The sequence below is a fragment of the Streptomyces sp. NPDC004542 genome, assembly GCF_040610035.1.
GTDB lineage: Bacteria > Actinomycetota > Actinomycetes > Streptomycetales > Streptomycetaceae > Streptomyces.
The window spans coordinates 76,457-102,133 of record NZ_JBEXLP010000005.1 but is presented as its reverse complement, the minus strand read 5'-3'; the positions used below and the strand labels follow the sequence as shown (position 1 = coordinate 102,133).

Here is a 25,677-nt window from a genome sequence, read left to right as displayed (position 1 = left end):
CCGGCGATTTTTTACGGCGGCCCAGCGGTTCAGGGGGCTCAGTGGTTCGGCGGTTCGGCGGCTCAGTGGCCCAGCGGGAGTGCGGCGAGGCGGGCGACGGCCAGGGTGAGCGGGCCGAACAGGGCGAGCAGCGCGCCCGCCCGCAGGGCCGCCGCCGCGCGCAGTACCCTGGCCCGGGCGCCCAGGCGGACCAGCGCGGCGGTGGTGTCGGTCCGGGACTGCCTGGCCTCCACGGCCGTCGTGAGCAGCGTGGCCACCGTGCAGCCGGTGACCAGGAGGATGCCGAGGCCGGTCAGCGGGCCGGGGGACGAGGCGCCGCCGTCGTACGGCGCCGTCATCGCGTACGCGCCGGACACCACCGCGCAGACCAGGCCGAGGGGGCGGCCGATACGGGTGGCCTCCGCCATCAGGACGCGGCCGGCGAGCAGCCTGAGCGCTCCCGGGCGGACCGCTTGCAGCAGGCGGCCGCAGAGGTGGGTGAGGCCGGGAGCGGCGAGGATCAGGCCGGCCGCGGTCAGGGCCCAGCCGGCGAGTGCTCCCGCGGGGTTCTCCCTCAGGGGGGCGGCGGTGGCGGGGCCGGTGTAGGACTCGACGGCGAGGCCCGCGGCCAGGACGGCGATGCCCCAGGGGAGACCGCGGGGCGCCTCGCGGGGCGGCGGGGGACCGGCAGGGGCGCCGGTCCGGTCGCCGTCGGCGTCCGGGGCCGCTGCCCCGGGGCCGGCCACCGTGTCCAGGGCCTGCCGGGCACCGTCCGCCGGGGCCCCCGCGGCACCGTCCGCCGGGGCGCGCTCGCGGAGCCGCAAGCGCGCCCCGAACCTGCCGTACGCCCCGGACCCGCCGTACCCTGGGGCCGGACCGGGGTGCGGGCGGTGGGCGTCCCGGGGGCGCAGTGCCAGGGCGGTCGCGGCGCAGGCGGTGGCGGGGACCACGGCCAGGAGGGTGAGGGTGGCCGGAACCGGGAGCGGCCGGCCGGCGGCGAGCAGCCGCGCGGCGGCGCCGTCGAAGGGCAGGCCCGTCAGGTCGCCGCGCAGATGGAGGAAGAGCAGGAGCGCCACCGCCGAGCCGAGTGCGCAGGACAGGGCGGTCGTCAGGACCGAGATCGCCATCAGCCGGGCCGGACCCAGGCCCAGCGCGGACAGGCCGGGCCGGGGCCGAGTGCCGGGATCGGCGCGGGCGACGGCCACCGCGAAGTGGACGGTGGCCGCCAGCGGGACCGCGCACCAGGCCAGGCGGAGCAGCAGGGAGGCGGCGGGCGCGTCCGGGTGGCCCAGCGCGTAGCCGAAGGTGCCCAGCAGGAGGAAACCCGTGCCCGCGGCCGCCGTCGCCACCAGGAGGCGGCGCAGCTGGACCGCGGGATGCGCGAGGCGGGTCAGGCGGAGAGCGAGCACGCGGCCCGGCCTTCCGGCTCGGGGGCCTCGGGCAGGTGCACCGTGTGGACGCGCCGGCCGTCCAGCAGCGGCACCGTGCGGTCGGCGACGGCCGCGGTCTCCGCGTCGTGGGTGGCCAGCACCACGGTGATGCCGTGCGAGCGGGCCGCGGTGGTCAGGGTCCGCAGGACGTGCGCCCGGTCGGCCCGGTGCAGCGGGGCGGTCGGCTCGTCGGCGAAGAGCACCGCGGGCGCCGGGGCCAGCGCCCGGGCGATGCAGACGCGCTGGCGTTCGGCCTGCACCAGCTCGTGCGGGCGCTTGCGGGACTTGTCGCCGACGTCCAGGCGCTCCAGCCACTCCAGGGCCGCCGCCTTGGCCCGGCTGCGGCCCGTACCGCGCAGCATCAGGGGGAGGGCGGCGTTCTCCCAGACGGTCAGCTCGGGGACCAGCGCCGGTGCCGGGTCGATCCAGCAGAAGCGGTCCCGGCGCAGCCGTTCACGTCGCGTCGGCCCCATGGTGTGCACGGGCACGCTGTTGAACCAGACCTCCCCGCGCTGCGCCGGGACCAGGCCGGACAGACAGCGCAGCAGGGTGGTCTTGCCGCTGCCGCGCGGACCGCTGACGGCGAGGATCTCGCCCTCCCGCACGCCGAGCGAGACACCGGCGAGCGCCGGTGAGCCGTCGGGGTGCACGTAGTGCAGGGAGCGTGCCCAGAGCACGTCGTTGTCCGGCGGGGCCTCCATGGGCGTACACCTCGGTTCTGATCCGTGATTCCCTTGCCATGTCCCTCGTACGGGGGAACGAAGGCAGGGACGATCGGTTACCAGGCACGCTAAGGAGCCGGAGCCGCGACGCCGGACAGCACGCGGCCCGGGGTGCCCTCTTCTCACTCGTTCGAGTGCACCCCGGGCCGTATGACCGGCGCAGCCGCAGGCGGCTAGAGCTTCGTCCACGCCTCCGTCAGCGTCGCGCGCAGGATCTGCTCGATCTCGTCGAAGGTCTCCTGGTTGGAGATCAGCGGCGGGGCGAGCTGGACGACGGGGTCGCCGCGGTCGTCGGCACGGCAGTACAGCCCGTTGTCGAAGAGCGCCTTGGAGAGGAAGCCGTACAGGACGCGCTCGGTCTCCTCCTCGTTGAAGGACTCCTTGGTGTGCTTGTCCTTCACCAGCTCGATGCCGTAGAAGAAGCCGTTGCCGCGGACGTCGCCGACGATCGGCAGGTCGTGCAGCTTCTGCAGGGTCCGCAGGAAGGCGCCCTCGTTGTCGAGCACGTGCTGGTTGAGGCCCTCGCGCTCGAACAGGTCGAGGTTGGCGAGGCCCACCGCGGCCGACACCGGGTGGCCGCCGAAGGTGTAGCCGTGCAGGAAGGTGTTGTCACCCTGGTAGAACGGCTCGGCGAGGCGGTCGGAGACGATGCACGCGCCGATCGGGGAGTAGCCCGAGGTCATGCCCTTGGCGCAGGTGATCATGTCCGGGACGTAGCCGAACTTGTCGCAGGCGAACATCGTGCCGAGGCGGCCGAAGGCGCAGATGACCTCGTCCGAGACCAGCAGCACGTCGTACCGGTCGCAGATTTCGCGCACCCGCTGGAAGTAGCCGGGGGGCGGCGGGAAGCAGCCGCCGGCGTTCTGCACCGGCTCCAGGAAGACCGCGGCGACCGTGTCCGGGCCCTCGAAGAGGATCTGCTGCTCGATCTGGTCGGCGGCCCAGCGGCCGAAGGCCTCCGGGTCGTCACCGAAGATCGGGGCGCGGTAGATGTTGGTGTTCGGGACCTTGTGCGCGCCCGGGACGAGGGGCTCGAAGGGGGCCTTCAGACCGGGCAGGCCGGTGATCGACAGAGCGCCCTGCGGGGTGCCGTGGTAGGCGACCGCGCGGGAGATGACCTTGTACTTGGTCGGCTTGCCGACCAGCTTGAAGTACTGCTTGGCGAGCTTCCAGGCGGTCTCCACCGCCTCGCCGCCGCCGGTGGTGAAGAAGACCTTGTTCAGGTCGCCCGGCGCGTGGTCCGCGAGCCGCTCCGCGAGTTCCACGGCCTTGGGGTGGGCGTAGGACCACACCGGGAAGAACGCCAGCTCCTGCGCCTGCTTGAAGGCGGTCTCGGCCAGCTCCGTGCGGCCGTGACCGGCCTGGACCACGAACAGACCCGCGAGACCGTCGAGGTAGCGCTTGCCCTTGTCGTCGTAGATGTAGGTGCCCTCGCCGCGCACGATGGTCGGCACGGGGGCGTTCTCGTACGAGGACATGCGGGTGAAGTGCATCCACAGGTGGTCGTACGCGGTTCGGCTGAGGTCCTTCTGGCTCACGGTTATCGGGTTCCCCACATGTAGGTCTGCTTCTTGAGCTTGAGGTAGACGAAGCTCTCGGTGGAGCGCACACCCGGAAGGGCCCGGATGCGTTTGTTGATGACGTCCAGCAGGTGGTCGTCGTCCTCGCAGACGATCTCGGCGAGGATGTCGAACGAGCCCGCGGTCATCACCACGTACTCGACTTCCGACATGGCGGTCAGCGCGTCCGCGATCGACTCGACATCGCCCTCGACGTTGACGCCGACCATCGCCTGCCGGCGGAAGCCCACGGTGAGCGGGTCCGTGACGGCGACGATCTGCATCACGCCCTGGTCGAGCAGCTTCTGGACGCGCTGGCGCACGGCCGCCTCGGACAGGCCGACGGCCTTGCCGATCGCGGCGTACGGCCGGCGGCCGTCCTCCTGGAGCTGCTCGATGATGGCGAGGGACACGGCGTCCAACTGGGGGCTGCCGTTCCTGGACTCGCGGGAGTCCCTCTGGTCTGCGCTTCGACTGGCCACGGGCTCACTGTGCACGACGTCTCGACGGTTCCGCAAGGCCGGACCAATGAAATTCGTTGTTTACGTGCCCGAAGCCTGCGGATTCCGTACCGAACGCGCGAGCGGGGGTGTTGAAAACGTCGGCTCTCGGATTAGTGTGGTGTCTCAGTCAATGGACACCCGACTTTGGAGGGCCGGCAGTGAGCACCGAGCTTCGTCGTCTGCGCAACTACATCGACGGTGAGTTCCGGGACGCCGCCGACGGACGGACCACCGAGGTGGTCAACCCGGCGACGGGCGAGGCGTACGCCACCGCGCCGCTGTCCGGGCAGGCCGACGTGGACGCCGCGATGGCCGCGGCCGCCGCGGCCTTCCCCGGCTGGCGCGACACGACCCCGGCCGAGCGGCAGCGGGCCCTCCTGAAGATCGCGGACGCGTTCGAGGAGCGCGCCGAGGAACTGATCGCGGCCGAGGTGGAGAACACGGGCAAGCCGGTCGGGCTGACCCGCTCCGAGGAGATCCCGCCGATGATCGACCAGATCCGCTTCTTCGCGGGCGCGGCGCGGATGCTCGAGGGCCGGTCGGCCGGTGAGTACATGGAGGGGATGACCTCCATCGTCCGCCGCGAGCCGGTCGGCGTCTGCGCCCAGGTCGCGCCGTGGAACTACCCGATGATGATGGCGGTGTGGAAGTTCGCCCCGGCGCTCGCGGCGGGCAACACCGTCGTACTCAAGCCGTCGGACACCACCCCCGCCTCCACGGTCCTGATCGCCGAGATCATCGGCTCGATCCTGCCCAAGGGCGTCTTCAACGTCATCACCGGCGACCGCGACACCGGCCGTCTGATGGTCGAGCACCCGACCCCGGCGATGGCCTCCATCACCGGCTCCGTGCGCGCGGGCATGTCGGTCGCCGAGTCCGCCTCCAAGGACCTCAAGCGGGTCCACCTGGAGTTGGGCGGCAAGGCGCCGGTCGTCGTCTTCGAGGACCTCGACAGCGCGGCCATCGCCAAGGCCGTCGAGGACATCTCCGTCGCGGGCTTCTTCAACGCCGGCCAGGACTGTACGGCCGCCACCCGCGTCCTCGTCCAGGAGTCCATCCACGACGAGTTCGTCGCCGCGCTCGCGAAGGCCGCCGCCGAGACGAAGACCGGCCGGCCGGACGACGAGGACGTGCTGTACGGGCCGCTGAACAACCCCGACCAGCTCAAGCAGGTGGCGGGCTTCATCGAGCGCCTCCCCGCCCACGCCAAGGTCGAGACGGGCGGCCACCAGGTCGGCGAGACGGGCTACTTCTACGCCCCGACCGTCGTCTCGGGCCTCAAGCAGGACGACGAGATCATCCAGAAGGAGGTCTTCGGCCCGGTCATCACCGTCCAGTCCTTCACCGACGAGGACCAGGCGGTGGAGTGGGCCAACGGCGTCGAGTACGCCCTCGCCTCCTCGGTGTGGACCAAGGACCACGGCCGCGCCATGCGGATGTCCAAGAAGCTCGACTTCGGCTGCGTGTGGATCAACACCCACATCCCGCTGGTCGCCGAGATGCCGCACGGCGGCTTCAAGAAGTCCGGCTACGGCAAGGACCTCTCCGCGTACGGCTTCGACGACTACACCCGCATCAAGCACGTGATGACGTCGCTGGACGCGTAGCGCTCGGCCGCACTCGGCGCGCTCGGCGGCCGCGGTGTGCCCGGCGCCCCCGTGGAGCCGGGCGGCCGTGCCGTCACCGACGGGCGGCACGACGATCAAGATGTCGACGCGCCGGCCGGGAACTCACCCGTCAGGGCGCGTTCCCGGCCGGGAACGTCCGCGGAGGAGACGAAGGGCGCCTCGTGCAATCGGGACGAGGCGCCTCGTGGTGCCGGGCACGGCCGCCGGGAGTGACCCGGCCGGCGGAGGTCCGGACGGCCGGCCTGGTCGTCAGTTCGCGTTCGACGGGCCGAAGAACTCGATCTCGGCGATGGCGACCTGCTTGCTCGCGGAGGTCTGGTAGGCGGACTCCAGGGTGAAGCGGACCGCGGTGACCTCGCCGACGCGGAAGGCACGGCGCTGGGCGCCCGCGCCCTGGTCGAGGACCAGTTCACGGGTCGTGGTCTTGCCGTCGGCCGTGGTGACGCGGGCCTCGACGCGGTGCGGGAGGGCCGACTTGGAGAGCTGGTCGGCACGGGTAGACATACCCGGTGTGATGATCAGGTCGAGGAGTCGGGTCGGCTGGTCGAAGCGGGCCTCGATCCACTGGCCCTGACCGGACTCGGACACCCCCGGCCCCCACCAGGTGTTGCTGAGCTTGTCGAAGGCCGACTCGGGCTTGTGGCCCGGGTAGGAGCGGGACGCGGTGATCTTGTCCGGGGCGACCGGTGCCCGCTTGGCGAAGTGGTCGCGGGTCGCCTGGACGCCCTTGGGGATGTTGACGGCCAGCACGATCAGCAGGGTCAGCACGATCGCCGCGCCGAGCCAGCCCAGGACGCGGTCGAAGGCGCGGCGCAGCCGTGGGCGGTCGCCGGCCCATGGGCTCTCGCGCCGGCCGGGTCCCCACAGCCGGCGCCACCACGGCAGGCGGGCGGGAGCGTGGTCCGCTCCGGCCATGGGCATCGCGCACCGGGTGCAGTAGTGCCGGTCGGGCCGGTTGCGCGTGGCACACCAGGGGCACGGGATCCCGCCGTCCGTGCCGAGTTCCTCGCCCGGGGCCCGGACGACCTGGGGGCGCTGCGGGGCCGGACGGCCGGGCAGCACCGGGGCGACGGAGGGGGACGCGGCCGGGCGGGGATCCGGGTCGGAGACGGGCACGAGGAGTCGGCGGGCGCGGTCGGTGAGGCCGTCGGGCTCGCCGGGGGCCGGTGCCGGGCCCGCGGAGGGGACGGGGCCGGCGGAGGGGACGGGTTCGGTGGGGGCGGTCTCGTCCACGGGGGAGGCGTCGGCGGCGCTCCCGCTCCGTTCGCCCGCGTCGGCGGCGTTTCCGCTCCGTTCGCCCGCGTCGGCGGGCGCGTCCCCGGCTCCCTCGCTCGCCGTGGCCGAACCCAGCAGGTCCCGTGGGGTGCGCGCGAGACCCGCACTCCCGTCCCGGCCGGAGAACGCGTCCCAGCCGGGACCGGCGCCGGCCGGCGTCCCGGAGCCGGGCGCGGTGGCCGGGGTGGCGGCGGTGGCGGATGCCGGGGCCGGGACGGGGGCCGGCGTCTCGGCCGAGGACACGGCAGGGGACCTCTCCCCTGACTCCCCTGACTCCCCGGAATCCCGCGAATCCCGCGCACTGTCCGCGGTCGGGCCGGGCCGGGTCGCCACGGTGTTCCCCGAGTCGCCCGCCGGTCCCTCGCCGGAACGCTCCCCGGACCCGCCGGCAGCTGTGGCCGAAGCCCCGGACGCCGCCCGGGCCGCGGCCCGGTCCGTCCAGCCGAGCACCGCCCCGCAGGCGTCGCAGAACGACTGCCCCGGTTCCGCGCGGGTGCCGCATTCGGCGCAGCTCTGGGTGGTCGTCATCTCTCGGGGGTCCTTTCGGCGGGTCGGGCGGGCTCCGCGGCGGTCACCTGGACCGTGTACGGCATGTGGGCGGGACGGGCGGCGGCCACCAGGGTGTCCAGGCGGTGCCGGTCGGCGGGGGTCGGGTCGGGCAGCCGCAGGTGGACGTGGAGCCGGGGGCGCGGTTCGCCGGGGACCGGGCCGAGCGGGCGGGCGCTCCAGTCGGCGGCCCCGCTCTCGCTGATCTCCGGTTCCACGCCGAACGCCAGCCGCACCGCCTCGGCCAGCCCGCGCCGGGTGCCGCGGATCCGGTGCAGGTGCGCGGCGGCGGCCACGGCGGCCCGCAGCAGCGGCTCGGGTTCGCCGCCGTCGGTCTCCGCGCCGACCCAGCCGGCCAGCCACCGGGTGAAGTCGAGCGGGGCGAGGGACGGCCGGAAGTAGGTGTCGAGGCAGTCCAGCACGCTGTGGATCGGCGCGATCACCTCGTCGAGGCCGGCGACGAACCGCTGGGCCAGATCGTCGTCGGCGAACACGGCGGGCAGCATCATGCCGATCGGCGCGGAGGAGCCGAGACCGTCGATGGACCCTCTCATCAGGAGCCGTCCCCGATCACCCGGATGCGATGGTCGAACGAGAACACGAGCGAGGGCGGCGACAGGTCGATGCGGTCGGTCGCCTCGCCGCGTTTGCCGGTCAGCGGGTCGGCCGGATGCAGGACCACCTGGTCGACCAGCTCCACCCCCGGTACGCGCTGGAGCACCGCGAACACCTCGCCGGCCTGCACGGGCCGCCCGAACGGCCAGCCCGTCCCGTCCGCGCCGCCGGTCAGCGGATCGAGGTGCCGGTAGAGCGCGTCGTGCGCCTGCCGCCGTACCCGGTCGGTGTCGGTGCCCCGGAAGGCGTGCACCGTGGCCACCACCGTCACGCCCTGGTAGTACGGCGGCCCCACCGCCAGCCGCGTCCCGATCAGCCGCCGTTCGTCGAGGTGCCGGGTGATGCGGTCCAGCAGGGCGTCCCCGGGGACCAGTTGTTCGAAGCGCAGCCGTCCGCCGGGGTCCGCGACCGCCTGCGGGACCACCAGGACCCGTACCGCGTACGCCCCGTGCTCGCCCTCCTCGCCCTCGAGGCAGGTGATGCGCGCGGTCTCGGGGGCCGCGCGGCGGGCCAGCTCCTCGTAGTCGCGCAGGGTCACCGCCCGCTCCTGCGCGCGCAGGGTGATCGGCGCGCGGACCTTCGCCTCCTCGACCGTCTCCCCGTCGACGCCGCCGCGCGCGGCCTCCCGGTTGACGACCTCGGAGACGTACGGGATGGAGGTGCGCAGGATCTGCACCGCGCCCCGGGCCACGTTGCCGGCCCGGCCGCCGCCGGTACGGTAGCGGCGGGCGCGGACGGGCGCGCCCTTGGGGGCGACCGTGCCGTACTGGCGCAGCGTGCCGTCCGGTTCGCGCACGGCCGGACCGAAGGCGATCTCGCCGGTGGTGGCGTCGAGGGTGATGTGCCGGTCGTGCGGGCCGGAGGCCGCGAAGTTCGGGACCACCTGCCAGTCCATCCAGCCCTCGTGCTCGGCGGTCTGCAGCAGCACCGGCGGGTCGTCGCCGACCACGGGCGCGTGCGCCAGCCGCAGCCGCTGCCCGGGCAGCCCGGTGGACTCGCCGAGCGCCTCGTCGTACACCGTCTCCGCGTGGACGGTGGCGGTGGTGCCGCCGATCGTGAAGGCCTCGGCGGCCCGGATCGTGGGGGAGGTGGTGTAGAAGGGCTGGCCGGGGAGGGGTTCGGTGACCCGGCAGCGGATCCAGCCGGCCTCCTGGCCGGCGTTGCGGGACAGCACGTGCCCGCCGGGGACGTGCAGGACCACCTCGCCCGGGCGGTTCAGGCCGCCCGTGCCGTCCCGGTCGACCTCGCAGGGCTGCCAGCCGTCCGCCGTCCACGCCTCCCACACCAGCGGCGGCTGCCGCGGGTCCACGCCGACCCCGTCCACCCGGCTGTCCAGTTCCAGCGCGAGCGCACAGTGCGGCACGCCCGCGGTCAGGCCGAGCAGCATGCAGTCGCCCGGGTCGGGGGACTCCGAGAAGCACAGCAGGTCCTTGTCCTCCTCGGCGAGGTCGTGTGTCCGCTCCACCGCCGCCTCGCCCTGGTGCTGCACCAGCAGATGCCGCAGCTCGCAGGGCACGACGGTCAGCTCGCGCTCGGTGGCGAAGACGACCGCCTCCTCGCTCTCGGTGCGCACGGTGGCCACCTCGGTGCCGGCCGGCACGGAGATCGGCTCCTCCTGGGGCGCCGACAGCCAGAACGTCACGTCCGTGCGCGCGGCGGACGGCGGGAACAGCGTGATCCCCACCAGGTCGAGGAACGCCAGGTGGTTCTTCTCCGGGACCCGGTTGAGCCGGTAGACGATCTGGTCGGCCATGTGGGCGACCGTCTCGACGAGGGTCACGCCCGGGTCGGAGACGTTGTGGTCGGTCCACTCCGGGGCACGCTGCTGGATGTAGCGCTTGGCGTCGTCGACGAACTGCTGGAAGCGGCGGTCGTCGAGGTTGGGGGAGGGCAGGGCCATCAGCGGTCGCTTTCCGGAGCCGGGGAGGTGCCGTCCGGCTCGTCGTGGGACGGAATGACGTAGAACGGGAAGACCAGGCTGCGCGGGTTGTTGGTGCCGCGGATCGAGTAGCGGACGTCGATGTAGAGCACGCTCTGGTCGGAGCCGGCGGTGACCTCGACGTCCTCGACCTCGATGCGCGGCTCCCAGCGGTCCAGGCTGACGTGCACCTCGTGCTGGATGCGGCCCGCGGTCTGCTCGTTGACCGGCGCGAACACCAGGTCGTGGATGGCGCAGCCGAAGTCCGGCCGCATCGGCCGCTCGCCCGGCGCGGTGGACAGCACCAGCCGGATCGCCTCCTCGATCTCGCGCTCCCCGCTGACCAGGGCGATCCCGCCGGTCGGCCCGATGCGCAGCGGGAACGACCAGCCGGAGCCGACGAACTGTTCGGCCATCAGGGACACACCCGGCCTTCCACGGAAACGGTCACGGGCTCGGAAGGGGTCACGGGCTCGGAAACGGTCACGGGATCACCATCGGCACCGGAATGGTCGTGACCCCGAAGGTGGCGGACCCGACCAGGGTGGTCGGCGCCTTGATCGTCGTGTTGACGAGCGAGTTGATCTGCACGGTGGCGTCGCCGGTGAGGCTGGCGATGCCCACGGCGTTCAGGTTCAGGGCGCCCGCCGCGTTCACCCCGATCTCGCCGGCGGCCCGCACGTTGACCATGCTGCCGCCCTGGATGCTGAGCGCGCCGCCGCTCTTGATCGTCAACGACCGGCGGGCGGTGAGCGTCAGGTCCCCGCCCGCCTCCACCGACACCGACCGGCTGCCCTTGATGGTGACGTCGCCCTTGCTGTCCACGACGATCTCGGTGTTCGTCCGGTCCAGGTTGATGACCAGTTGCTTGTCCCCGGACGTCAGCCGGACGCCCTGCTTGCGGCCGCCGGTCTTCTGGCTGAGCAGGTCCATGCGGTTGCCGTCCCGGTCGGAGACGGTGTGCCGGCTCGCCTTCTTGCGCACGGTGTCGTGCAGCGGCACGTCACCGACGACGGTCGGCTTGTCCTTGCCGTTGTACAGCCCGCCGATCACGAACGGATGGTCGAGGGCTCCCCGGTCGAACGCGACCAGCACCTCGTCGTTGACGTCCATCGGGAAGATGCCGCCGCCGCCCAGGCCGCCCATCTGCACGGTCCGCGTCCAGTCGCTGACGTAGGTGTCGTCCAGCCACGGGAACTGCAATCGGACCCGCCCCTGCTTCAGCGGGTCGTTCACGTCGGTGACCAGGGCGTTGGCCACACTGGGCAGCCGGGGCGCGCTGTCGGTGCCGCCGGAGCTCAGCCCGTACAGCGAACGCCACTGCCGCCCGCTGACCGTCACCCAGGCCTCGTAGTGCTTGCCGTCGCCGAACACGTGCCGGACGGAGGTGACCGTGTACTTGCCCTCGAACGGCTTGCCCACGTCCGCCAGCGCCACCGGAACTCCCGGCCGCAGCTTGGGGTTTCCGCGTGCGACGACCTCCAGCTCGGCGAACGCGCCGGTGACGTCGTCGGCGAGGGCGTCGGCGGCGAACTTCACCTCGTTCTGCTTGTCGTAGGGCGTGCCCGTGTCGACCAGCTTGGCCGTCTTGAACTTCCCGGCCGCCGCACCCGGCGTGGTCCCGATGCCGATGCCCGGGTTGGCGGTCGCGGTCGCGGTGGCGGTGAGCTTCTTCTTGGTGGTGACGTCCCACCCGCGCGACTCGACCTTGCCGACCTGGTCGGCGGCCGTCACCGCGGCCCGCAGCCGCAGGATGTCGTGCCCGGCCTGGAGGACGAACGGGCTCTTGTCGCCGTCGGTGTCCGGCGAGGGCGCCCCGGAAGCCGACTTGGGCCTGACGAACTGGAACTTCCCGTCCGCGTCGACGGACATCACCATCTCGTTCTCGTCGGCGAGCCGCGCCAGGAAGTCCCAGTCCGTCACGTTGGACTGGCTGATGAACTCGTACACCGTCTTCGTCGACTCGATCCGCCCGACCGGCACCCCGTCCTGGGCGGCCAGCTTCCGGGCGATGTCGGAGGCGCTCTGGTTGCGGTAGGCGGCCACCCGGCGCTGGCGCAGCAGGCGGTGCCCGAAGTCGTAGCCGCGGATGACGGTGAAGGTGCCGGTGCCGTCGTAGTCGGCCTCGAGACCGGTGACCTCGCCCGTCAGCAGCGGATCGGAGGCGCCCTGCCCGTCGGCGACCGGAGCGAGGACGACCGGGGTGCCGAAGGTGATGCCCAGCTTGCCCAGAACCAGCCGGTAGGGGTCCCGGAAGGTCAGCCGGAACGCGGCCGGCACGCCGACGCCCTGGTCGACGTAGCTGTCGACGAGGGCCCTGGCGAACTCGGGGGGCAGCTTGGCACCCCCGATCCTCACGTCGACGACGTTCGAGAACGCGGACCGCACCATCAGGTACGCACCTCCTCGGCGGCGGGGAGCACGAGTTCGACGCCGGTCGGCAGGTGCGAGGGGTCGTCGATGCCGTTGGCCTCGGCGATGGCCCGCCAGGCGGCCGCGTCGCCGTACTCCCGCCACGCCAGTGACTGCAGCGAGTCGCCCGCCACGACCCGGTGCACGCGCTGCGCGGTGAGCGCGCCCGAGGTCGGGTTCTGCCCCTTGGTCTTGCTGGGGATCTCGTGCAGTTGCAGCCGGCAGGTGGCGCGGATGGGCACGCCGGTCGTCCCGAAGAGCGTGTAGGTGGCCTCCACGGAACTGACGTAGGCGGTGAACCGGGCGGTGGAGAAGGACCCCCACTGGAGCACCACCCAGGGCGGCGAAGGCTGTTTGGCGGCGATGCTCTTGGTCGTCACCTCGCAGCAGTCGAGCAGCGACTCGACCTTCTTCAGCACGGTGTTGCTGGTCGGCTCGTCGGAGGAGTCGAGGAAGATCTCCACGCTCATCTCGCGCGGCCGGGCCCCCATGAACTCCGGCAGGGAGCCGTCCCGTTCGATCTGCGCGGGGGTGGTCTTCCACTCGGCGTGCCGGGTCAGCGACAGCTGTGCCGGGTTGAAGTCGAAGCCGAACGTCTTGATGATCCCGCCGGGGGTCGTACTGCCGCCGACGGGCGGCTCGTGGATCGCGAGCGTGGCGCGCACCAGGCTCTTGCCTGCGCCGCCCTTGCTGCCCTTGGCCATGCTGGTCCCTCCCCTCAGTCCGTCCGGTCCGTTCAGTCCGTGAACCCGTGGTGGGCGATCTCCAGGACCTCGGTGGCCACGGCCGGGTTGCCGGGGTCGAGGGTGGGACCGGTCCAGCTCACCGGCAGTACGTCGATCAGCCCCCAGCGGGCCACCTCGGAACCGTCCGCGCGCAGCGCCGCGATCTGGGCGGTGGGCCGCTTGATCCCCGTCTGCACGGACGAGATCCACTTGGCGACCTTGGTGGTGTCCGGGGTGAGCGGGCGGGTCAGCCGGATGGTGGAGAACGTGACACGGGTCGGCAGCTGCCAGACGAAGCCGTTGTTGCCGCCCTCCTGGCGGTGCTCGACCTCCACCTGCGACGACAGCCCCTCGCATCCGTTGAAGTAGCCGAGGCTCTCGCCGTCGATGCTGAGGCTGAACCAGATGGTGGAGCCCGGGTCCTGGCGGGACATCGCGGGTGGGCCTTTCTGTCGTTCCTGTGGTTCCTGGCCGGTCGGGGCCGGTCAACGGCGCGGGTCGCGCAGCTTGCCGATCCGTTCGCGGTCCAGGCGGAGTTCGGTACGGATCAGACGGGTGATGCGGCCGATGATCCGGTGCACGAGTTCGTCCAGCTGGAAGTCGGTCAGCTCCCTCGGGTCGAAGGCGCCCGGCGGGGCCGCCGTGTATGCGGGCGGGGGTGGTTCGCCGGGCGACGGGGTGTACGGCGGCGGAGAGCCGTCCCGGGGCGTGTACGGGGGCGGCGGCGCTTCGGCCCGGTGGGTGACGGGCGGCCTCGACAGGGTGCCGGCGACGGTTGCCGCCGCGGCGGCTGCCAGGGCGCCGGTGGCGGACTGCCCGGCGGGCTTGGTCGTCGTCTTCCAGAAGCGCTGGACGACCGGGAGCGGCGGGGCCGGGGTGGCGGACGCGGCACCGGGAGGCGTGGCGGGGCCCTGAAGTGGGGCGAAGCCCGGAGACGGGGGTGGCGTGAGCGGGGCGACCGGCAGGGGGGCACGGCCCGTGGGGGTGGCCGCGCGTGCGGGGGTGACCGTGGGGGTGGGGCGGCGCAAGGGGGAGGGCCGAGCGGGGACGGCCGAGCGCTGCACGACGGTGGGGCCCGGCGTGGACGTCGGCTGCGGTACCGCCGGAGGCGGGGGAGGCGGGGGCAGTGTGGCCGGGGCGGGTGCGTCGAGGCGGGGCGCCGTGAAGGGAGCCGTAGCCGTGGCCGGAGCCTGGAGCGGGGAGGTGGGCCCGGTGAGGGGCGTCGCGTCGGCGGGCGGGGTGGCCGTGGGAACGCCCAGAGGGGAGCGGCGGGGGACGACGGCGGCAGGGGCCGCGGCGGACGCGGTGGACGCGCCGGCCCGGGTGACGCGCTGCACCACGGGCGCGGGTGCGCCGGTGACGCCGGCCGGTGCGGGTGGGTTCGGCCGGGCCGACGGATCGTGCCGGGCCGGCGGATCCAGCCGGGTGGGCGGATCCAGCTGTGTGGGCGGATTCTGCCGGGTGGGCTCGTCCGGCCCGCTCCTGGGGCCCGGCTGGAGCGAAGGGCCCGCAGGGGCGGCGGGCGGCGAGGAGATCGGTGCGCCCAGCCCGACCCGGGGCGTCCGGCGGGCCGCGCTGCGCTGGACGGAGGGCGTCGCGCCGGGCGAGCCGCCGGCCGGGGCCGTGACGGGGCGCGCGGGGGAGGCGGACGCGGGCGCGCTGCCGGACTGCGCCGTCGCCCGTTGCACGGAGGGCGTGTCCACGGCCGGCCGGGGTGCGGCGCCGGGCGGTGTCGGCGTGGTGGCCGGCGACGTGTGGGCCGGTGCACTCGGGGATGGGGCGAACCGCTGGGCGTGCGCCACCGCCCCTGGCGGGGAGGCGGCCGTGGCAGCGGGAGGCGTGGGCCGGGCGGCCGTGAGGCGGGCAGCGGTGGGGCGCCCCAGGCCGCCCGAGACGCGAGCGGGGTCGGGCGGCGCGGGGAGCGGGCGGCCGGAGTCGGTGGCCGGCTGTCGCTGCACGACGGGAGGTGTTGCCCCGGGGCGGGCGGTCGTCGAGGGGTGAGCCGGGCGGGTCGGGGTGGCGGCTGGGGCGGGGTGGTGTCCTTGGGCGGGCCGCGTGTCGGTGTGGTGGCCGTCCGCCGGTGGGCCGGCCAGGGGGGCGTCGGCGGCCGGCTGCCGCTGGACGACGGGAGGTGCCGCGCCGGTGCGGCCGGTCGGCGTGGACGGAGGCGGGGATACGGCGGCCCTGGCGGGGAGACTTCCGAGGGCGCGCTCGGCGCCGGAGTCCCCGCCCCGGACCGGCTCCGCCGATGCGATGCGGTCGAGGTCCGCCGCCGCGCCGCCGGACCGGGGGCCCACGGCAGGCGCGGGGGCCGGGCCGCCGGTGAGGGACCGCTGAACGGGGATGCCGGGGGTCGCCGCGTCACTGGGTGCGGTGGTGCCACTGGACGCCTTCACCGTCCGCTGGACGGTGGGAGCGGTACCGGTGCGATGTGCCGCGCCGTCCGGGGTGTGGTCCGGTGGGGGCGTCGGTGACTCGTTCGGGCGGTGCTGCGTTGTCGGTGCGTCGGATGTCGTGTGCTTCGTGGGTGTGGCGGGCTGTCGCTGGATGGCGGGTGTGGACGGTGACGGTGTTGCGTTCGCGGGTGTGGGGGGCTGTCGCCGGACGGTGGGGGCCGTCTCGGTGCGGTGGGGCGTGTTGTCGTGGCGGGTGGGTGTGGATGGCGGGGGCGTTGCGTTCGTGGGTGTGGCGGGCTGTCGCTGGATGGCGGGTGTGGACGGTGACGGTGTTGCGTTCGTGGACGTGGCGGGCCGTCGCCGGACGGTGGGGGCCGTCTCGGTGCGGTGGGGCGTGTTGTCGTGGCGGGTGGGTGTGGATGGCGGGGGCGTTGCGTTCGTGGGTGGGGCGGGCTGTCGCTGGATGGCGGGTGTGGACGGTGACGGTGTTGCGTTCGTGGACGTGGCGGGCCGTCGCTGGAGGGTGGGGGTCGACGGTGACGGCTTTGCGTTCGTCGACGTGGCGGGCCGTCGCTGGACGGTGGGGGCCGGTTCGGCGGCGTGAGCCGCGCCGTCCCGGCCGCTGTCCGCTGACGGCGTGGGCTCCCCGCCCCTGTCCTGCGGCGCCGGCGGCCCCGAGGGCGCGCCGCCCGCGGGCGTGGGGAGCCGGCGCGCCACCGGCAGTGTCCGCCGCCGAACCGCCGTCGCCCCCGTGCGCGCCCGCGTGAGGGAACTCGGCCGGGGCGCCCTCGGGGCCGCCGGTACAGGTGTCACCCGGAGACCGGATACGGGAAGCGGCGTGTTCACCGCCGGGCCGGTCGGCGGTTCGGGCGACACCACCGGGACGTCCGGACCGCTGACCGCGGCAGGCTGTGCGGGCACGGGCGGCACCGGGCCGTCGGAGCTGGCCCGCTGGACCGACGGCGCCTGCCCGCCCGTACGCACGGCCCCGCCGGACCGGGCCGGCGGGGCCGCCGAACCGGACGCAGGGGGCACACTCGGTGGGGTGACTCCGTCGGGAGCGGTCGCCCCCGCAGGAGCCGACGCGGACGTGGCAGCGGCCGGCCTCCTCGGCGCGGTCACCCGGGCCGGCGAGGCCGGTCCGCCCGCCGCCCCCGGCCCTCCGCCCGGCTCGCCCGGCACCCGTGGCGGAATCAGCCGCAGCGGTACCGCTGGGGCCCGCTGGACCGTGGGATGCCCGGGAGGGCCGGCCGACGGCAGGGCGCCGGCCGGGTGTTCGAGGCCGGACACGGGCCGTCCCGATGACGAGCGGGACGTGTCGCCGAGCAGCGCGCTCGACCGTCCGTCCAGCACCGCGTGAGAGGCCGTCCCCACGAACGACGGGTTCTGCCACGTCGGCAGCCGCCCGCCGAACCGGGCGTCCGCCACCCCGGACGGGTTCGGGGCCACGGCCCGCTGGATCGGCGGCAGCCCCGGCCAGGAGGCGGCCACCACCGGACGCCCGCCCGACCGTACGTCGCCGCCCGCGGGTTCCGGGCCCACCGTGGCGTCGGCGGGCTCGCCCGCCTCGGCGATCGGCCCGGTGTCGCCGGATCGCCGCTGCCGGAACCGGTACCGGTCCAGGAAACCCACCGCTCAGCCCTCCGCGCCGGCCCGCGTCACCAGGGACGCGATCTGGTCCGTGTAACGGCGGCGGTCGTGGTGTTCCAAGTCCAGGATCTCCTCCAGGCCCCAGTGGAAGTGGTAGGCGACGTACGCGATCTCCTCGTGCAGCCGTTCGGTCGCGTACGTCACGATTCCCCCAGGCGGCTCCCGCCGAGTTCCACTTCGAAGGGCTCCGCGCAGTGCGGGCACCGCACGGCGGCCCGGGTGTGGCCCTCCGCGTTGATCTGGCGGTAGAAGTCCTGGAGGAAGGCCAGGTCGGAGGCGAACATGTTCTCCACGATCCCGTCGTGCACCATCGGCAGCGTGCCGAGCCGGGTGATGACCCGGCCCAGCAGTACCACCGACAGGAACGCCGGGTTCTCCTGCACCCGCACGTCACGCAGCGGCACGAGTTCGTCCCGGGCCGTGGACAGGCGCATCACACCGTCACGGTGGACGGTGCCGGACTCGTCGACGTACCCGCGCGGCAGTTGGAAGGGGAACTCCGTGCGCAGCGACTCCTGTTGCCGCACGGGGGCGGGGCCGGGAGCGGGGGCCGGCACCGTCTCGGCCCCCGGCTCGGGCGCCTCCACGCCCGCGTCCGCCCCCGGCGCCTCCGCGCCGGGGTACGCGACGGCGCCGCCGGCCCTGGCAGCCGTACGCCGCATTACTCGATGACCAGTTCTTCGAACGTGATGGTCACGGTCTCGGTGAGGGCGGACGCCTCGCCGGCCTTCACCGTGCTCGCGTCGATCTTGCTGCACCAGGCGTTGCGCAGGTGGTAGCGCTTCACCGGGTTGTTCTGGAAGTCCATCATGATGATCGAGGCGTTCTTGCGGGCCGTGGTCATCTGGCCGGTGATGGACTCGTTGATCCACTGGGTGAACGAGGCCGACTGGGTCATACCGCGGACGACCGTGCAGGTGCCGTTCTTCTTCACACCCGGCAGGTTCTTGACCACGTTCTGGCCGTTCGGGGTGTTCTGCTGGTAGGTGATGACGTCCTGCTCGATGCTGAGGCCGCTGACCTCGGCCAGGTACTCGACCATCACGCCGTCGATCTGCAGGCCGAAGTTGTGTGAGGTGAGGGCGTCACCCGGCTGGAGACTCATGTGTTCGCTGTCCTTCTGGAACGTGTGGAGAAACGGCGTCGGAGGCAGGCCGGCGGACTACTCCTCCAGCTCCCCGCTGCCGCTGGAGAACTGTGCCAGCCGGAAGATCACGAACTCGGCGGGCTTGACCGGTGCGATGCCGATCTCGCAGACGACCCGGCCGACGTCGACCGACTCCGGCGGGTTGGTCTCCTCGTCGCACTTGACGTAGTACGCCTCCTCGGGCCGCTGGCCGAAGAGCGCGCCGCTGCGCCACTCGTTGACCAGGAACGCCGAGATGTTGCGCCGGATGCGGGCCCACAGGGCGTGGTCGTTCGGCTCGAACACCACCCACTGGGTGCCGATGAGGATCGACTCCTCCAGGTAGTTGAAGTACCGGCGGATGTTCAGGTAGCGCCAGGCCGGGTCGGAGGACAGCGTGCGCGCGCCCCACACCCGGATGCCCCGGCCCGGGAACGCGCGGATGCAGTTGACGCCGATCGGGTTGAGCAGGTCCTGCTCGCCGCGGGTGATCTGGATCTCCAGGTCGACCGCGCCGCGCACGACCTCGTTGGCGGGCGCCTTGTGCACCCCGCGCTCGGAGTCGTTGCGGGCCCAGACGCCGGCCACGTGGCCGCTCGGCGGGACCAGCCGGGACTGGCCGCCGGCCGGGTCGAAGGTCTTGATCCACGGGTAGTACAGGGCCGCGTACTTGGAGTCGTAACCGGCCGTCTCCTGCCGCCAGACCCGGATCTGACGGGCGTTCATGCCCGGCGGCGGGTCGATGACCGCGACCCGGTCGCCCATCAGCTCACAGTGCGCGATCAGCCCGAGCTGGACCGCCTTGACGGCCTCGAGGTCGATCGCGCCGCGCTGGTAGGCGGCCATCAGGTCGGGCACCGCGACCATGGAGACCTCGTCGATCGCCTCCAGGCCGCCGAAGCCGGTGCGGTCGGCGGAGTCGCCGAGGTACGTCGCCGGGCCGGGGTGCGAGTCGCCCGACGGCGCATCGGACGACGGCGCACCGGAGGCCGGTACGGCGGGAGCGCCGGCCGGGGCCGGGAGGGTCACCGTCTGGTTGTCCGGGCGCGCCAGCTGCGCGGCCGGCGCGGCCTCGGTGACGGTGATGAGCTTGGAGCGCTCCTTCACCTGGGTGACGACGTAGTTGCGGCCGCCCTTCTTGGCGGTCACGTCGAAGCTCTCGACGGGCTTGTCGCCGTCCTTGACGATCAGCCTGAACCGCTCGGCCGGGCCCTCGCCCTCCGGGTCGGCGACCTCGACGCTCAGCGGGCCGCTGCCGCCCTGGGCGATGGCCGCCACCGTGAACGTGCCGAGCTGCTGCGGCTCGGCCGGCGGCAGCGCGGCCGGGGCGGCCGTCCCGGTGACGGCGGCGGGAGCGGTGCCGGCCGAGCCGTCGAGGGGAGCGCCCTGGGCGGAGCCGCCGACGCGGACCACGTAGGCGGCCGTTCCGCCGTTGTTGAAGAAGCCGTAGACGGAGTGCGCGAGGTAGTACCCCTCGGTGAACTCGCCGAAGGAGGCGACGTACTGGCTCCAGTTGGTGACCAGCGTCGGCTCGTTCAGCGGACCGGTCGGCGCGAGCCCCACGAAGGCCGCGACCGAGGTGCCCACCCCCTCGATGGGGCGCGAGCCGCTGGCCACCTCCTCGACGTAGACGCCGGGCGACAGGTAGGACGGCATGCTCTGCTCTCCTCGGGGTACGAGACAGGAACGGGTCCAGCCTCACGCGCGCGCGGCACCCCGGAAAACGGCCGCCGGTTCCCTTCCGCGGGCATCGCCGTTGCCCCCAGACGTGCCCGTTGGGGCAGCGACGGACGGAACTGCCCCCGGGAGGCGCCCCGGAACGGCCCGGACGGCCCGGGTGTCCACGAGGGCAACACCGGCGGTCCTTGTGCCGGGAAGTCTGCCCACGCGTCCGCTGTGCCCGCACCGTACCCGGTCTAGCGTCGCGGCGTGAGCCTGTGGACTTCTCTCGAGCCTGCTTCCGCGACGGTGGATCCGGGTGGTAGTACGCGTGTGCGGTTGCGGTTGCGCAATACGGGTGATGTGGTCGACGAGTACCGTTTCGAGCCGGTGGGGCCGGTGGCGCCGTGGACGGTGGTCGAGCCGTCGGTGGTGCGGTTGTATCCGGGGACGACGGGGACGGTGGAGTTGACGTTCGCGCCGCCGCGGACGTCGGATGCGGTGGCTGGTCCGAATCCGTATGCGGTGCGGATCACGCCGACGGAGCATCCGGAGGCGACGACGGTTCCTGAGGGGAATCTGACGATCACGCCGTTCGTCGAGGTGCGGGCGGAGTTGGTGCCGCCGACGGTGAAGGGGCGTTTTCGGGGGCGGCCTCGTCTGGCGGTGGACAATCTGGGGAACACCAGGCTGACCGCTTCGGTCGGTGGGAGTGACACGGGTGACCAGTTGTCGTACGACATTCGTCCGGGCAGTGTGCAGATCGAGCCGGGCCGGGCGGCGTTCGTGGAGGCGACGCTGCGGCCGAGGAAGATCATCTGGTTCGGGGGGAAGGAGCAGCGGCCGTACACGTTGTCCGTGCTGCGGTCGGGGGCGGAGCCGCTGCCGGTGGAGGGGACGTATGTCCAGCGGGGGTTCCTGCCGCGCTGGCTGGCCACCTTCTTCGGTGTGTTCACGGCGCTCGCGGTGACCTTCGTGATGCTGTGGATCGCCTACCGGCCCCAGGTGAACACCGGGGCCACCGAGAAGGTCGCCGAAGCCGGCACCACCCTCGCTCCGTCTCCCACCCCCACTGCGGCCCTCACTCCGGCGGCCCCGCCGCAGTCCGCCGCGGCCGAGCCGCCGCAGACCGCGGCCGAGGACGGCGGCGGCAAGGGCGGCAGCGGTTCGGGCGGCGGTGGCGGCAGTTCGCCGGCCGCGCCGAAGAAGCACGCGACACCCGTGGTGCCGGCGTCGAACATCCTGCTGTACAACCCCACCACCAAGAAGTGCGCGGACGTCCCGGGCTACGGCAAGGGCACGGCCGGCGGCCCCGTACGGCAGTTCACCTGCGACGGCACCACGAACGACAACCAGCTGTGGAACCTGGAGGTCACGTACGCCAAGGGCGGTCCCGAAAGCCGCCCCCTCTTCCAGATCCGCAACGTCAAGGACCGGCTCTGCATGGACCTCCCCTACAACGGGGCCCAGCCGGTCCGATCCGCGATCACCGAGTTCACCTGCGACGGCACGACCGCCGACAACCAGCTGTGGTGGCTGGACAAGCAGCAGAGCGGCGCCTACTGGATCCGCAACTTCGCCAGCAACAACAAGTGCCTGGACGTGGCCGGATACAGCACCGGCGGCAACGACGCCAACCTGACGCTCTTCGACTGCTCCAACACCGACGACCAGGAGTGGCGGATCGTCCACCCCGCGCAGGGCTGACGAGGCCGGGCGCGTCAGCCGGGCGGTGGCGCGAGCGGGATCTCCGTGGTGCGTCCCGCCTCGCCCCCGAGCGCGCTCTACCAGGAACCGTTCCCCGGCAGCAGCCGCCCCGCCTTACGGTACTCGCGCCGGGCACCCTCCAGCAGATCGGCCGGGGTGACCACGTCACCGCGGCCGGCCGCCAGGTACGCGGCGGTCACCACGGCGCTGCGGATGGAGCCGCCGGCCAGCTCGAAGTCGGCGGCCACCGATCCGAGTTCGACGTCGTCGACACACGGCACGTGGGACAGGCTGTGCCGCCACAGCGCGAGGCGCTGCCCGGCGTCGGGGAAGGGGAAGTCGACCACCAGGTCCAGGCGCCGGGTGAACGCCTCGTCGATGTTGGCGCGCAGGTTGGTGGTGAGCAGGGCGATGCCGTCGAAGGACTCCAGCCGCTGGAGGAGGTAGGCGCTCTCCATGTTGGCGTACCGGTCGTGGGAGTCCTTCACCTCGGACCGCTTGCCGAAGACGGCGTCGGCCTCGTCGAAGAGGAGGACCGCGTCCGTGCGGTCTGCCTCGGTGAAGATGCGCTCCAGGTTCTTCTCGGTCTCGCCCACGTACTTGTCGACCACGGACGACAACTGGACCACGTAGAGGTCGAGGCCCAGCTCGGCCGCGACGACCTCCGCGGAGAGGGTCTTGCCGGTGCCGGACTCGCCCGCGAACAGGCCGAGCACGCCCCGGCCCCGGCCGCCGCCCGCGCTGAGCCGCCAGTCGCCGAGGACCCGGTCGCGGTGCCGGGCACGCAGCGCGAGCTCCCGCAGCTGGGTCAGCGGCCGGTCCGGCAGCACGAGATCGGTCCAGTCGACGGCGGGGCGGATCCGGCGGGCGTGCCGTTCCAGGCCGGAGGCGGACTGCTGACGGGCGGCGAGCCGCAGGTGGGCGGGGGAGAGCGGGGTGCCCTCGAAGCCGGCGAGGGCCCGGGCGGCGCGTGCCGCGCGGGCGATCCGGTCCTCGGGCAGGTGGTACGGGGCGACGGTGGCCGCCAGGTCGAAGCCGGGCGCCTCGCCGAGAACGGCCGACCAGGTCCCCGCCGCCCCCGCACGGCGCCGGGGCGCCTCCAGGACGAGGGGGTCGTCGGCGCACCACTGGGGATCGTACGGGCGCGCGTCGGTGATCAGGACGGTGACGTCACCGGCCGCCCGCAACCGCTCCAGCAGCGGGCCCGGCCGGTCCGGCAGCCCGGAGACGACGACGGCGTACCCGCCCAGCCGTGCCTCCCGCAGCAGCTCGGGCACCCGGTCCTCGGGCCCCGAGAAGCGCAGGGCGGGCAGTCCTGCCGTGTCCAGGGCGGCGGCGGCACAGACGAGCCCGTCGCCCTCGCGGCCCTCGCGGAGGAAGACGGCGAGCGGGGGACCGGCGCCGAGCCGGGCCGCCAGCCGGTGCACGAACCGGGTGAAGTCGTCCTCTTCGGCGGGGTCTTCGCCGTACGAACCGGGGTCTTCGCCGTACGGCGAGGGCGGCGCCGGCAGCGGATGGAGGTGTCCGGTGAGTACCGCGTCCGGGGTGTCGTCGCCCAGCAGGTGTGCGACGAGCCGGTCGGGCACGCGCAACGAGCGGCTGAGGAAAGGTCGTTCGGGCTCCTCCACCGTGAGCAGCCCCAGCGCGCACAGCGGCGCCGAGGGGTGCAGCCGGGCCCGGGCGCCCGCCGAGTGGGCCGGGATCCCGCACAGGTCGAGGGCGAGGGCGGCGGTGGCCCGCCGCCTGCTGACGTCGTCGTTGAGATAGCCGTACAGCGGCTCGAAGCCGCGGTCGAGGTCGGGGGCGAGGGCGATGAGCAGCAGGGTGGTGTCGAGCTCGGTCAGTCCCAGGCGGGCGGACAGGGCCGCCAGCCGGTCGTCCGGTGGCTCGGCGGGGCCGGGCAGCCCGGGCGGCGGGGGGTCCGCCGGGCGCAGCAGATGCCGTACCGCCTCCTCCGACAGGTACAGGCCGCGCAAGGGGTCGGTGGCCGTGGGGTCGTCTGCCGACCGCTGCTCGACCAGCAGGGCGACCCGGTCGCGCAGGACGGCGAGCCGGGCGAGCAGCGGGGCGGCGAGGTCGGACGCCGGTGCCGCCGCCTCGTACGCCGCGGTCCACGTGCTCACGTCGCACCCCCCGCCGGGCCCCGGCGCCGGGCCGCCCTGCGGGCCTCCCGGGCCGCCGCCACCTGCCGGGGCCGGTGCGCGCGTTCCTCCGCCCCGTCCGGGACGCCGTCCATGGTGCGCACGCGGACCGCCGCGCCCTCGGTGACCGGTGGTCCGGCGTCGTACTCGGGGTAGGCCGGGAAGGGCGCGGTGACCACCAGGTCGAGGGAGGGCTTCAGCTCACCGCCGAGCGCGGACCAGATCTCCGCCAGGGACCGCGACTCCGTCTGGATGCCGGCCACCGACATCGGTACCGTCATGCCCAGCGCGCCCAGCGCGCCGGGCAGTTCCGAGGCCGGCAGCAGCTCGCGCGGGATCAGGGTGGCCAGCACGGCGGACAGCAGGCGGTGTTCGTCCTGGGGCTGCTTGGTCCACGCCGTCACCAGGTACGACAGCCGGAACCAGCGCGGCGGCTGGCGGCGCTTGACGATCACCTCGCGCTCGTCGAGCACCGGCATGTGACCGCGCTGGCGGCGGCTGACGTCCTCCCGGATGTCGTACAGGTAGGCGTTGATCGTGGGGGCGTTGCGACGGGCCGCCCAGTCCCGGGTGGGGGCGTCGAAGGCGACGTCGATTCCGGAACCGGCCAGCGCGCCACCGCCGAGCAGGGTCTTGAGGACCTCGTCCACCTCGTGGATCACCGTCGTGCTCCCGCTCTGCCGTGCCCGGTCTCGTCCGTCCGCCTGCCGCCGTGACCGATCCTGCCCTCCCGGGCGGCCGGACCCGCAGGCACGCCGGGGACGGCCGCGGGGCACGGCGGAGTGCCCAAGGGGGCGGTGACGGCTGCCCGTTCGGTCAGATGTAGCCTTCCCGCAGGGCATGCGCCACGGCGTGCGCCCGGTTGCGCAGGTGCAGTCGGGTGGTCAGCCCGTGCATGACGTTCTTGACGGTCCGTTCGGAGTAGGACAGCTTGCTGGCGATCTCTCCGGTGTCGAACCCCTCGGCGACCAGCCGCAGCACGTCCACCTCACGTGGTGTCAGGCCCGAGGCCGGAGCGCCGGTCCGGCCGGCCGCTCCCCGGTGCAGCGTGCCCACCTGGGTGATGAGCCGGCCGAGCAGATCGGCGGGGAGGTCCCCGTCGCCGCGGGCCGCCGCGAGAACGGCCTGCACCAGACGGGTCGCGGTGGCCTCGTGGCGCCACACGATCGCGCCGACCCCGCACTCGATCACGTCGAGCAGTTCGGCCTCCCGCAGCGACCGCACGACCAGCACCGCCCGCGCCCCCTCACTGCGCACCAGCCGGCGCAGCCGGGTCAGCGCGGCCTCGTCGAGCACGTCGTCGACGAGCAGCGCCACCGTGCCCGGGCCCGTCTCCTCCGTGAGATCGATCTCCGGGTACCGGCGCAACTGGCCCAGCACCCCCTCGCGCAGGATCGGGTCGGGGGCGTGCACCGCCACCGGTGTCCGTTCGGCGGAGTCGGCGGTACCGGGGTGTGTGGTCCGCGATGAGCTGAACAAGCGTTTCCCCTATGTCCACATGCACGCCACCTCTGTGCAGGCGGTGGCAGGCGTGTGTTCCCCACACTCCGGGGACCGGAGGTGTCCGCGCAATCGTGGAGCACCACGAGCGGCACCACGAGATCGGCGGCACGAGAACCACGAAGTCCACGAAACAACCGAAAGACCGGAAGTCCACGACGTCCCACGACGTCCATGACGGTGACC

22 protein-coding genes are annotated in these 25,677 nt (G+C 73.5%); 3 read left to right on the top strand and 19 right to left on the bottom strand.

The window, feature by feature from the left end; translation table 11 throughout:
• Window positions 1-62 precede the first annotated feature (62 nt).
• The 4 genes from ABZX30_RS04965 to ABZX30_RS04950 all read right to left on the bottom strand — a co-directional run bounded on the left by ABZX30_RS04965 (window position 63) and on the right by ABZX30_RS04950 (window position 4,187).
• A complete protein-coding gene (locus ABZX30_RS04965) occupies window positions 63-1,388 on the bottom strand; it encodes a hypothetical protein (RefSeq protein WP_355928931.1) in 1,326 nt (441 codons plus the stop codon).
• Window positions 1,370-2,110, bottom strand: coding sequence for an ATP-binding cassette domain-containing protein (locus ABZX30_RS04960; RefSeq protein ID WP_355928928.1), 741 nt, complete (start codon window positions 2,108-2,110; stop codon window positions 1,370-1,372). The genes ABZX30_RS04965 and ABZX30_RS04960 overlap by 19 nt, the downstream gene beginning before the upstream one ends.
• 194 nt (window positions 2,111-2,304) lie before the next feature.
• Window positions 2,305-3,687, bottom strand: coding sequence for an aspartate aminotransferase family protein (locus tag ABZX30_RS04955; protein ID WP_355928926.1), 1,383 nt, complete (start codon window positions 3,685-3,687; stop codon window positions 2,305-2,307).
• On the bottom strand, window positions 3,672-4,187 hold the full coding sequence (locus tag ABZX30_RS04950; protein WP_355928923.1) for an Lrp/AsnC family transcriptional regulator: 516 nt from the start codon (window positions 4,185-4,187) through the stop codon (window positions 3,672-3,674). Before ABZX30_RS04950 ends, ABZX30_RS04955 begins: the two co-directional genes overlap by 16 nt.
• A 164-nt stretch (window positions 4,188-4,351) precedes the next feature.
• On the opposite strand from ABZX30_RS04950, the gene ABZX30_RS04945 reads away from it, so the two are divergent.
• On the top strand, window positions 4,352-5,800 hold the full coding sequence (locus ABZX30_RS04945; RefSeq protein ID WP_355928921.1) for a gamma-aminobutyraldehyde dehydrogenase: 1,449 nt from the start codon (window positions 4,352-4,354) through the stop codon (window positions 5,798-5,800).
• A gap of 270 nt (window positions 5,801-6,070) precedes the next feature.
• Here ABZX30_RS04945 and ABZX30_RS04940 read toward each other — a convergent pair whose 3' ends face one another.
• The 8 genes from ABZX30_RS04940 to ABZX30_RS04905 all read right to left on the bottom strand — a co-directional run bounded on the left by ABZX30_RS04940 (window position 6,071) and on the right by ABZX30_RS04905 (window position 15,708).
• Window positions 6,071-7,624 (bottom strand): zinc ribbon domain-containing protein, encoded by a 1,554-nt coding sequence (locus ABZX30_RS04940; RefSeq protein ID WP_355928918.1) that lies wholly within the window; start codon window positions 7,622-7,624, stop codon window positions 6,071-6,073.
• The gene (locus ABZX30_RS04935; RefSeq protein WP_355928915.1) at window positions 7,621-8,196 is read right to left on the bottom strand and encodes a phage tail protein; all 576 of its coding nucleotides are present in this window, start codon (window positions 8,194-8,196) and stop codon (window positions 7,621-7,623) included. Before ABZX30_RS04935 ends, ABZX30_RS04940 begins: the two co-directional genes overlap by 4 nt.
• Window positions 8,196-10,157, bottom strand: coding sequence for a putative baseplate assembly protein (locus ABZX30_RS04930; protein ID WP_355928913.1), 1,962 nt, complete (start codon window positions 10,155-10,157; stop codon window positions 8,196-8,198). Before ABZX30_RS04930 ends, ABZX30_RS04935 begins: the two co-directional genes overlap by 1 nt.
• Complete coding sequence (locus ABZX30_RS04925; protein ID WP_355928910.1) at window positions 10,157-10,591, bottom strand: GPW/gp25 family protein; 435 nt, start codon at window positions 10,589-10,591, stop codon at window positions 10,157-10,159. Before ABZX30_RS04925 ends, ABZX30_RS04930 begins: the two co-directional genes overlap by 1 nt.
• Window positions 10,592-10,658: 67 nt before the next feature.
• Window positions 10,659-12,566 (bottom strand): VgrG-related protein, encoded by a 1,908-nt coding sequence (locus ABZX30_RS04920; RefSeq protein ID WP_355928907.1) that lies wholly within the window; start codon window positions 12,564-12,566, stop codon window positions 10,659-10,661.
• Window positions 12,566-13,291 (bottom strand): tail protein X, encoded by a 726-nt coding sequence (locus tag ABZX30_RS04915; protein WP_355928905.1) that lies wholly within the window; start codon window positions 13,289-13,291, stop codon window positions 12,566-12,568. The genes ABZX30_RS04920 and ABZX30_RS04915 overlap by 1 nt, the downstream gene beginning before the upstream one ends.
• Window positions 13,292-13,323: 32 nt before the next feature.
• On the bottom strand, window positions 13,324-13,746 hold the full coding sequence (locus ABZX30_RS04910) for a phage tail protein (protein ID WP_355928903.1): 423 nt from the start codon (window positions 13,744-13,746) through the stop codon (window positions 13,324-13,326).
• A 51-nt stretch (window positions 13,747-13,797) separates the two neighbouring features.
• A complete protein-coding gene (locus tag ABZX30_RS04905; RefSeq protein ID WP_355928901.1) occupies window positions 13,798-15,708 on the bottom strand; it encodes a hypothetical protein in 1,911 nt (636 codons plus the stop codon).
• An 838-nt stretch (window positions 15,709-16,546) separates the two neighbouring features.
• Between ABZX30_RS04905 and ABZX30_RS04900 the strand changes: the two genes are divergently transcribed.
• Window positions 16,547-17,068: a hypothetical protein gene (locus ABZX30_RS04900; protein WP_355928898.1), complete on the top strand. Its 522-nt coding sequence runs from the start codon at window positions 16,547-16,549 to the stop codon at window positions 17,066-17,068.
• A gap of 275 nt (window positions 17,069-17,343) precedes the next feature.
• On the opposite strand, the gene ABZX30_RS04895 is transcribed toward ABZX30_RS04900, so the two are convergent.
• Genes ABZX30_RS04895 through ABZX30_RS04880 form a run of 4 tightly spaced genes read right to left on the bottom strand, consistent with a single transcriptional unit; the run spans window position 17,344 to window position 20,140 of the window.
• Complete coding sequence (locus tag ABZX30_RS04895; protein ID WP_355928895.1) at window positions 17,344-17,502, bottom strand: DUF6760 family protein; 159 nt, start codon at window positions 17,500-17,502, stop codon at window positions 17,344-17,346.
• The gene (locus ABZX30_RS04890; protein ID WP_355928892.1) at window positions 17,499-18,020 is read right to left on the bottom strand and encodes a hypothetical protein; all 522 of its coding nucleotides are present in this window, start codon (window positions 18,018-18,020) and stop codon (window positions 17,499-17,501) included. Before ABZX30_RS04890 ends, ABZX30_RS04895 begins: the two co-directional genes overlap by 4 nt.
• A complete protein-coding gene (locus tag ABZX30_RS04885; protein ID WP_061925927.1) occupies window positions 18,020-18,463 on the bottom strand; it encodes a phage tail protein in 444 nt (147 codons plus the stop codon). The genes ABZX30_RS04890 and ABZX30_RS04885 overlap by 1 nt, the downstream gene beginning before the upstream one ends.
• A 57-nt stretch (window positions 18,464-18,520) precedes the next feature.
• The gene (locus ABZX30_RS04880; protein ID WP_355928888.1) at window positions 18,521-20,140 is read right to left on the bottom strand and encodes a phage tail sheath subtilisin-like domain-containing protein; all 1,620 of its coding nucleotides are present in this window, start codon (window positions 20,138-20,140) and stop codon (window positions 18,521-18,523) included.
• A 273-nt stretch (window positions 20,141-20,413) separates the two neighbouring features.
• On the opposite strand from ABZX30_RS04880, the gene ABZX30_RS04875 reads away from it, so the two are divergent.
• A complete protein-coding gene (locus ABZX30_RS04875; protein WP_355928886.1) occupies window positions 20,414-21,850 on the top strand; it encodes an RICIN domain-containing protein in 1,437 nt (478 codons plus the stop codon).
• A gap of 77 nt (window positions 21,851-21,927) precedes the next feature.
• On the opposite strand, the gene ABZX30_RS04870 is transcribed toward ABZX30_RS04875, so the two are convergent.
• From ABZX30_RS04870 to ABZX30_RS04860, 3 genes are all read right to left on the bottom strand, one after another.
• On the bottom strand, window positions 21,928-23,973 hold the full coding sequence (locus tag ABZX30_RS04870; protein WP_355928885.1) for an AAA family ATPase: 2,046 nt from the start codon (window positions 23,971-23,973) through the stop codon (window positions 21,928-21,930).
• Entirely contained in the window at window positions 23,970-24,653 is a 684-nt protein-coding gene (locus ABZX30_RS04865) for a DUF4255 domain-containing protein (RefSeq protein ID WP_355928882.1), read from the bottom strand. Before ABZX30_RS04865 ends, ABZX30_RS04870 begins: the two co-directional genes overlap by 4 nt.
• Before the next feature lie 154 nt (window positions 24,654-24,807).
• Window positions 24,808-25,470, bottom strand: a complete 663-nt coding sequence (locus ABZX30_RS04860) for a response regulator transcription factor (RefSeq protein ID WP_355928879.1) — start codon at window positions 25,468-25,470, stop codon at window positions 24,808-24,810.
• Window positions 25,471-25,677: the final 207 nt, after the last annotated feature.

What these genes read in the sequence shown, in the direction of transcription:
- ABZX30_RS04915 (WP_355928905.1), bottom strand. Translation starts at nt 13,291, where the DNA reads ATGGCCAAGGGCAGCAAGGGCGGCGCAGGCAAGAGCCTGGTGCGCGCC.
- ABZX30_RS04960 (WP_355928928.1), bottom strand. Translation starts at nt 2,110, where the DNA reads ATGGAGGCCCCGCCGGACAACGACGTGCTCTGGGCACGCTCCCTGCAC.
- ABZX30_RS04885 (WP_061925927.1), bottom strand. Translation starts at nt 18,463, where the DNA reads ATGAGTCTCCAGCCGGGTGACGCCCTCACCTCACACAACTTCGGCCTG.
- ABZX30_RS04935 (WP_355928915.1), bottom strand. Translation starts at nt 8,196, where the DNA reads ATGAGAGGGTCCATCGACGGTCTCGGCTCCTCCGCGCCGATCGGCATG.
- ABZX30_RS04910 (WP_355928903.1), bottom strand. Translation starts at nt 13,746, where the DNA reads ATGTCCCGCCAGGACCCGGGCTCCACCATCTGGTTCAGCCTCAGCATC.
- ABZX30_RS04920 (WP_355928907.1), bottom strand. Translation starts at nt 12,566, where the DNA reads ATGGTGCGGTCCGCGTTCTCGAACGTCGTCGACGTGAGGATCGGGGGT.
- ABZX30_RS04880 (WP_355928888.1), bottom strand. Translation starts at nt 20,140, where the DNA reads ATGCCGTCCTACCTGTCGCCCGGCGTCTACGTCGAGGAGGTGGCCAGC.
- ABZX30_RS04925 (WP_355928910.1), bottom strand. Translation starts at nt 10,591, where the DNA reads ATGGCCGAACAGTTCGTCGGCTCCGGCTGGTCGTTCCCGCTGCGCATC.
- ABZX30_RS04890 (WP_355928892.1), bottom strand. Translation starts at nt 18,020, where the DNA reads ATGCGGCGTACGGCTGCCAGGGCCGGCGGCGCCGTCGCGTACCCCGGC.
- ABZX30_RS04940 (WP_355928918.1), bottom strand. Translation starts at nt 7,624, where the DNA reads ATGACGACCACCCAGAGCTGCGCCGAATGCGGCACCCGCGCGGAACCG.
- ABZX30_RS04930 (WP_355928913.1), bottom strand. Translation starts at nt 10,157, where the DNA reads ATGGCCCTGCCCTCCCCCAACCTCGACGACCGCCGCTTCCAGCAGTTC.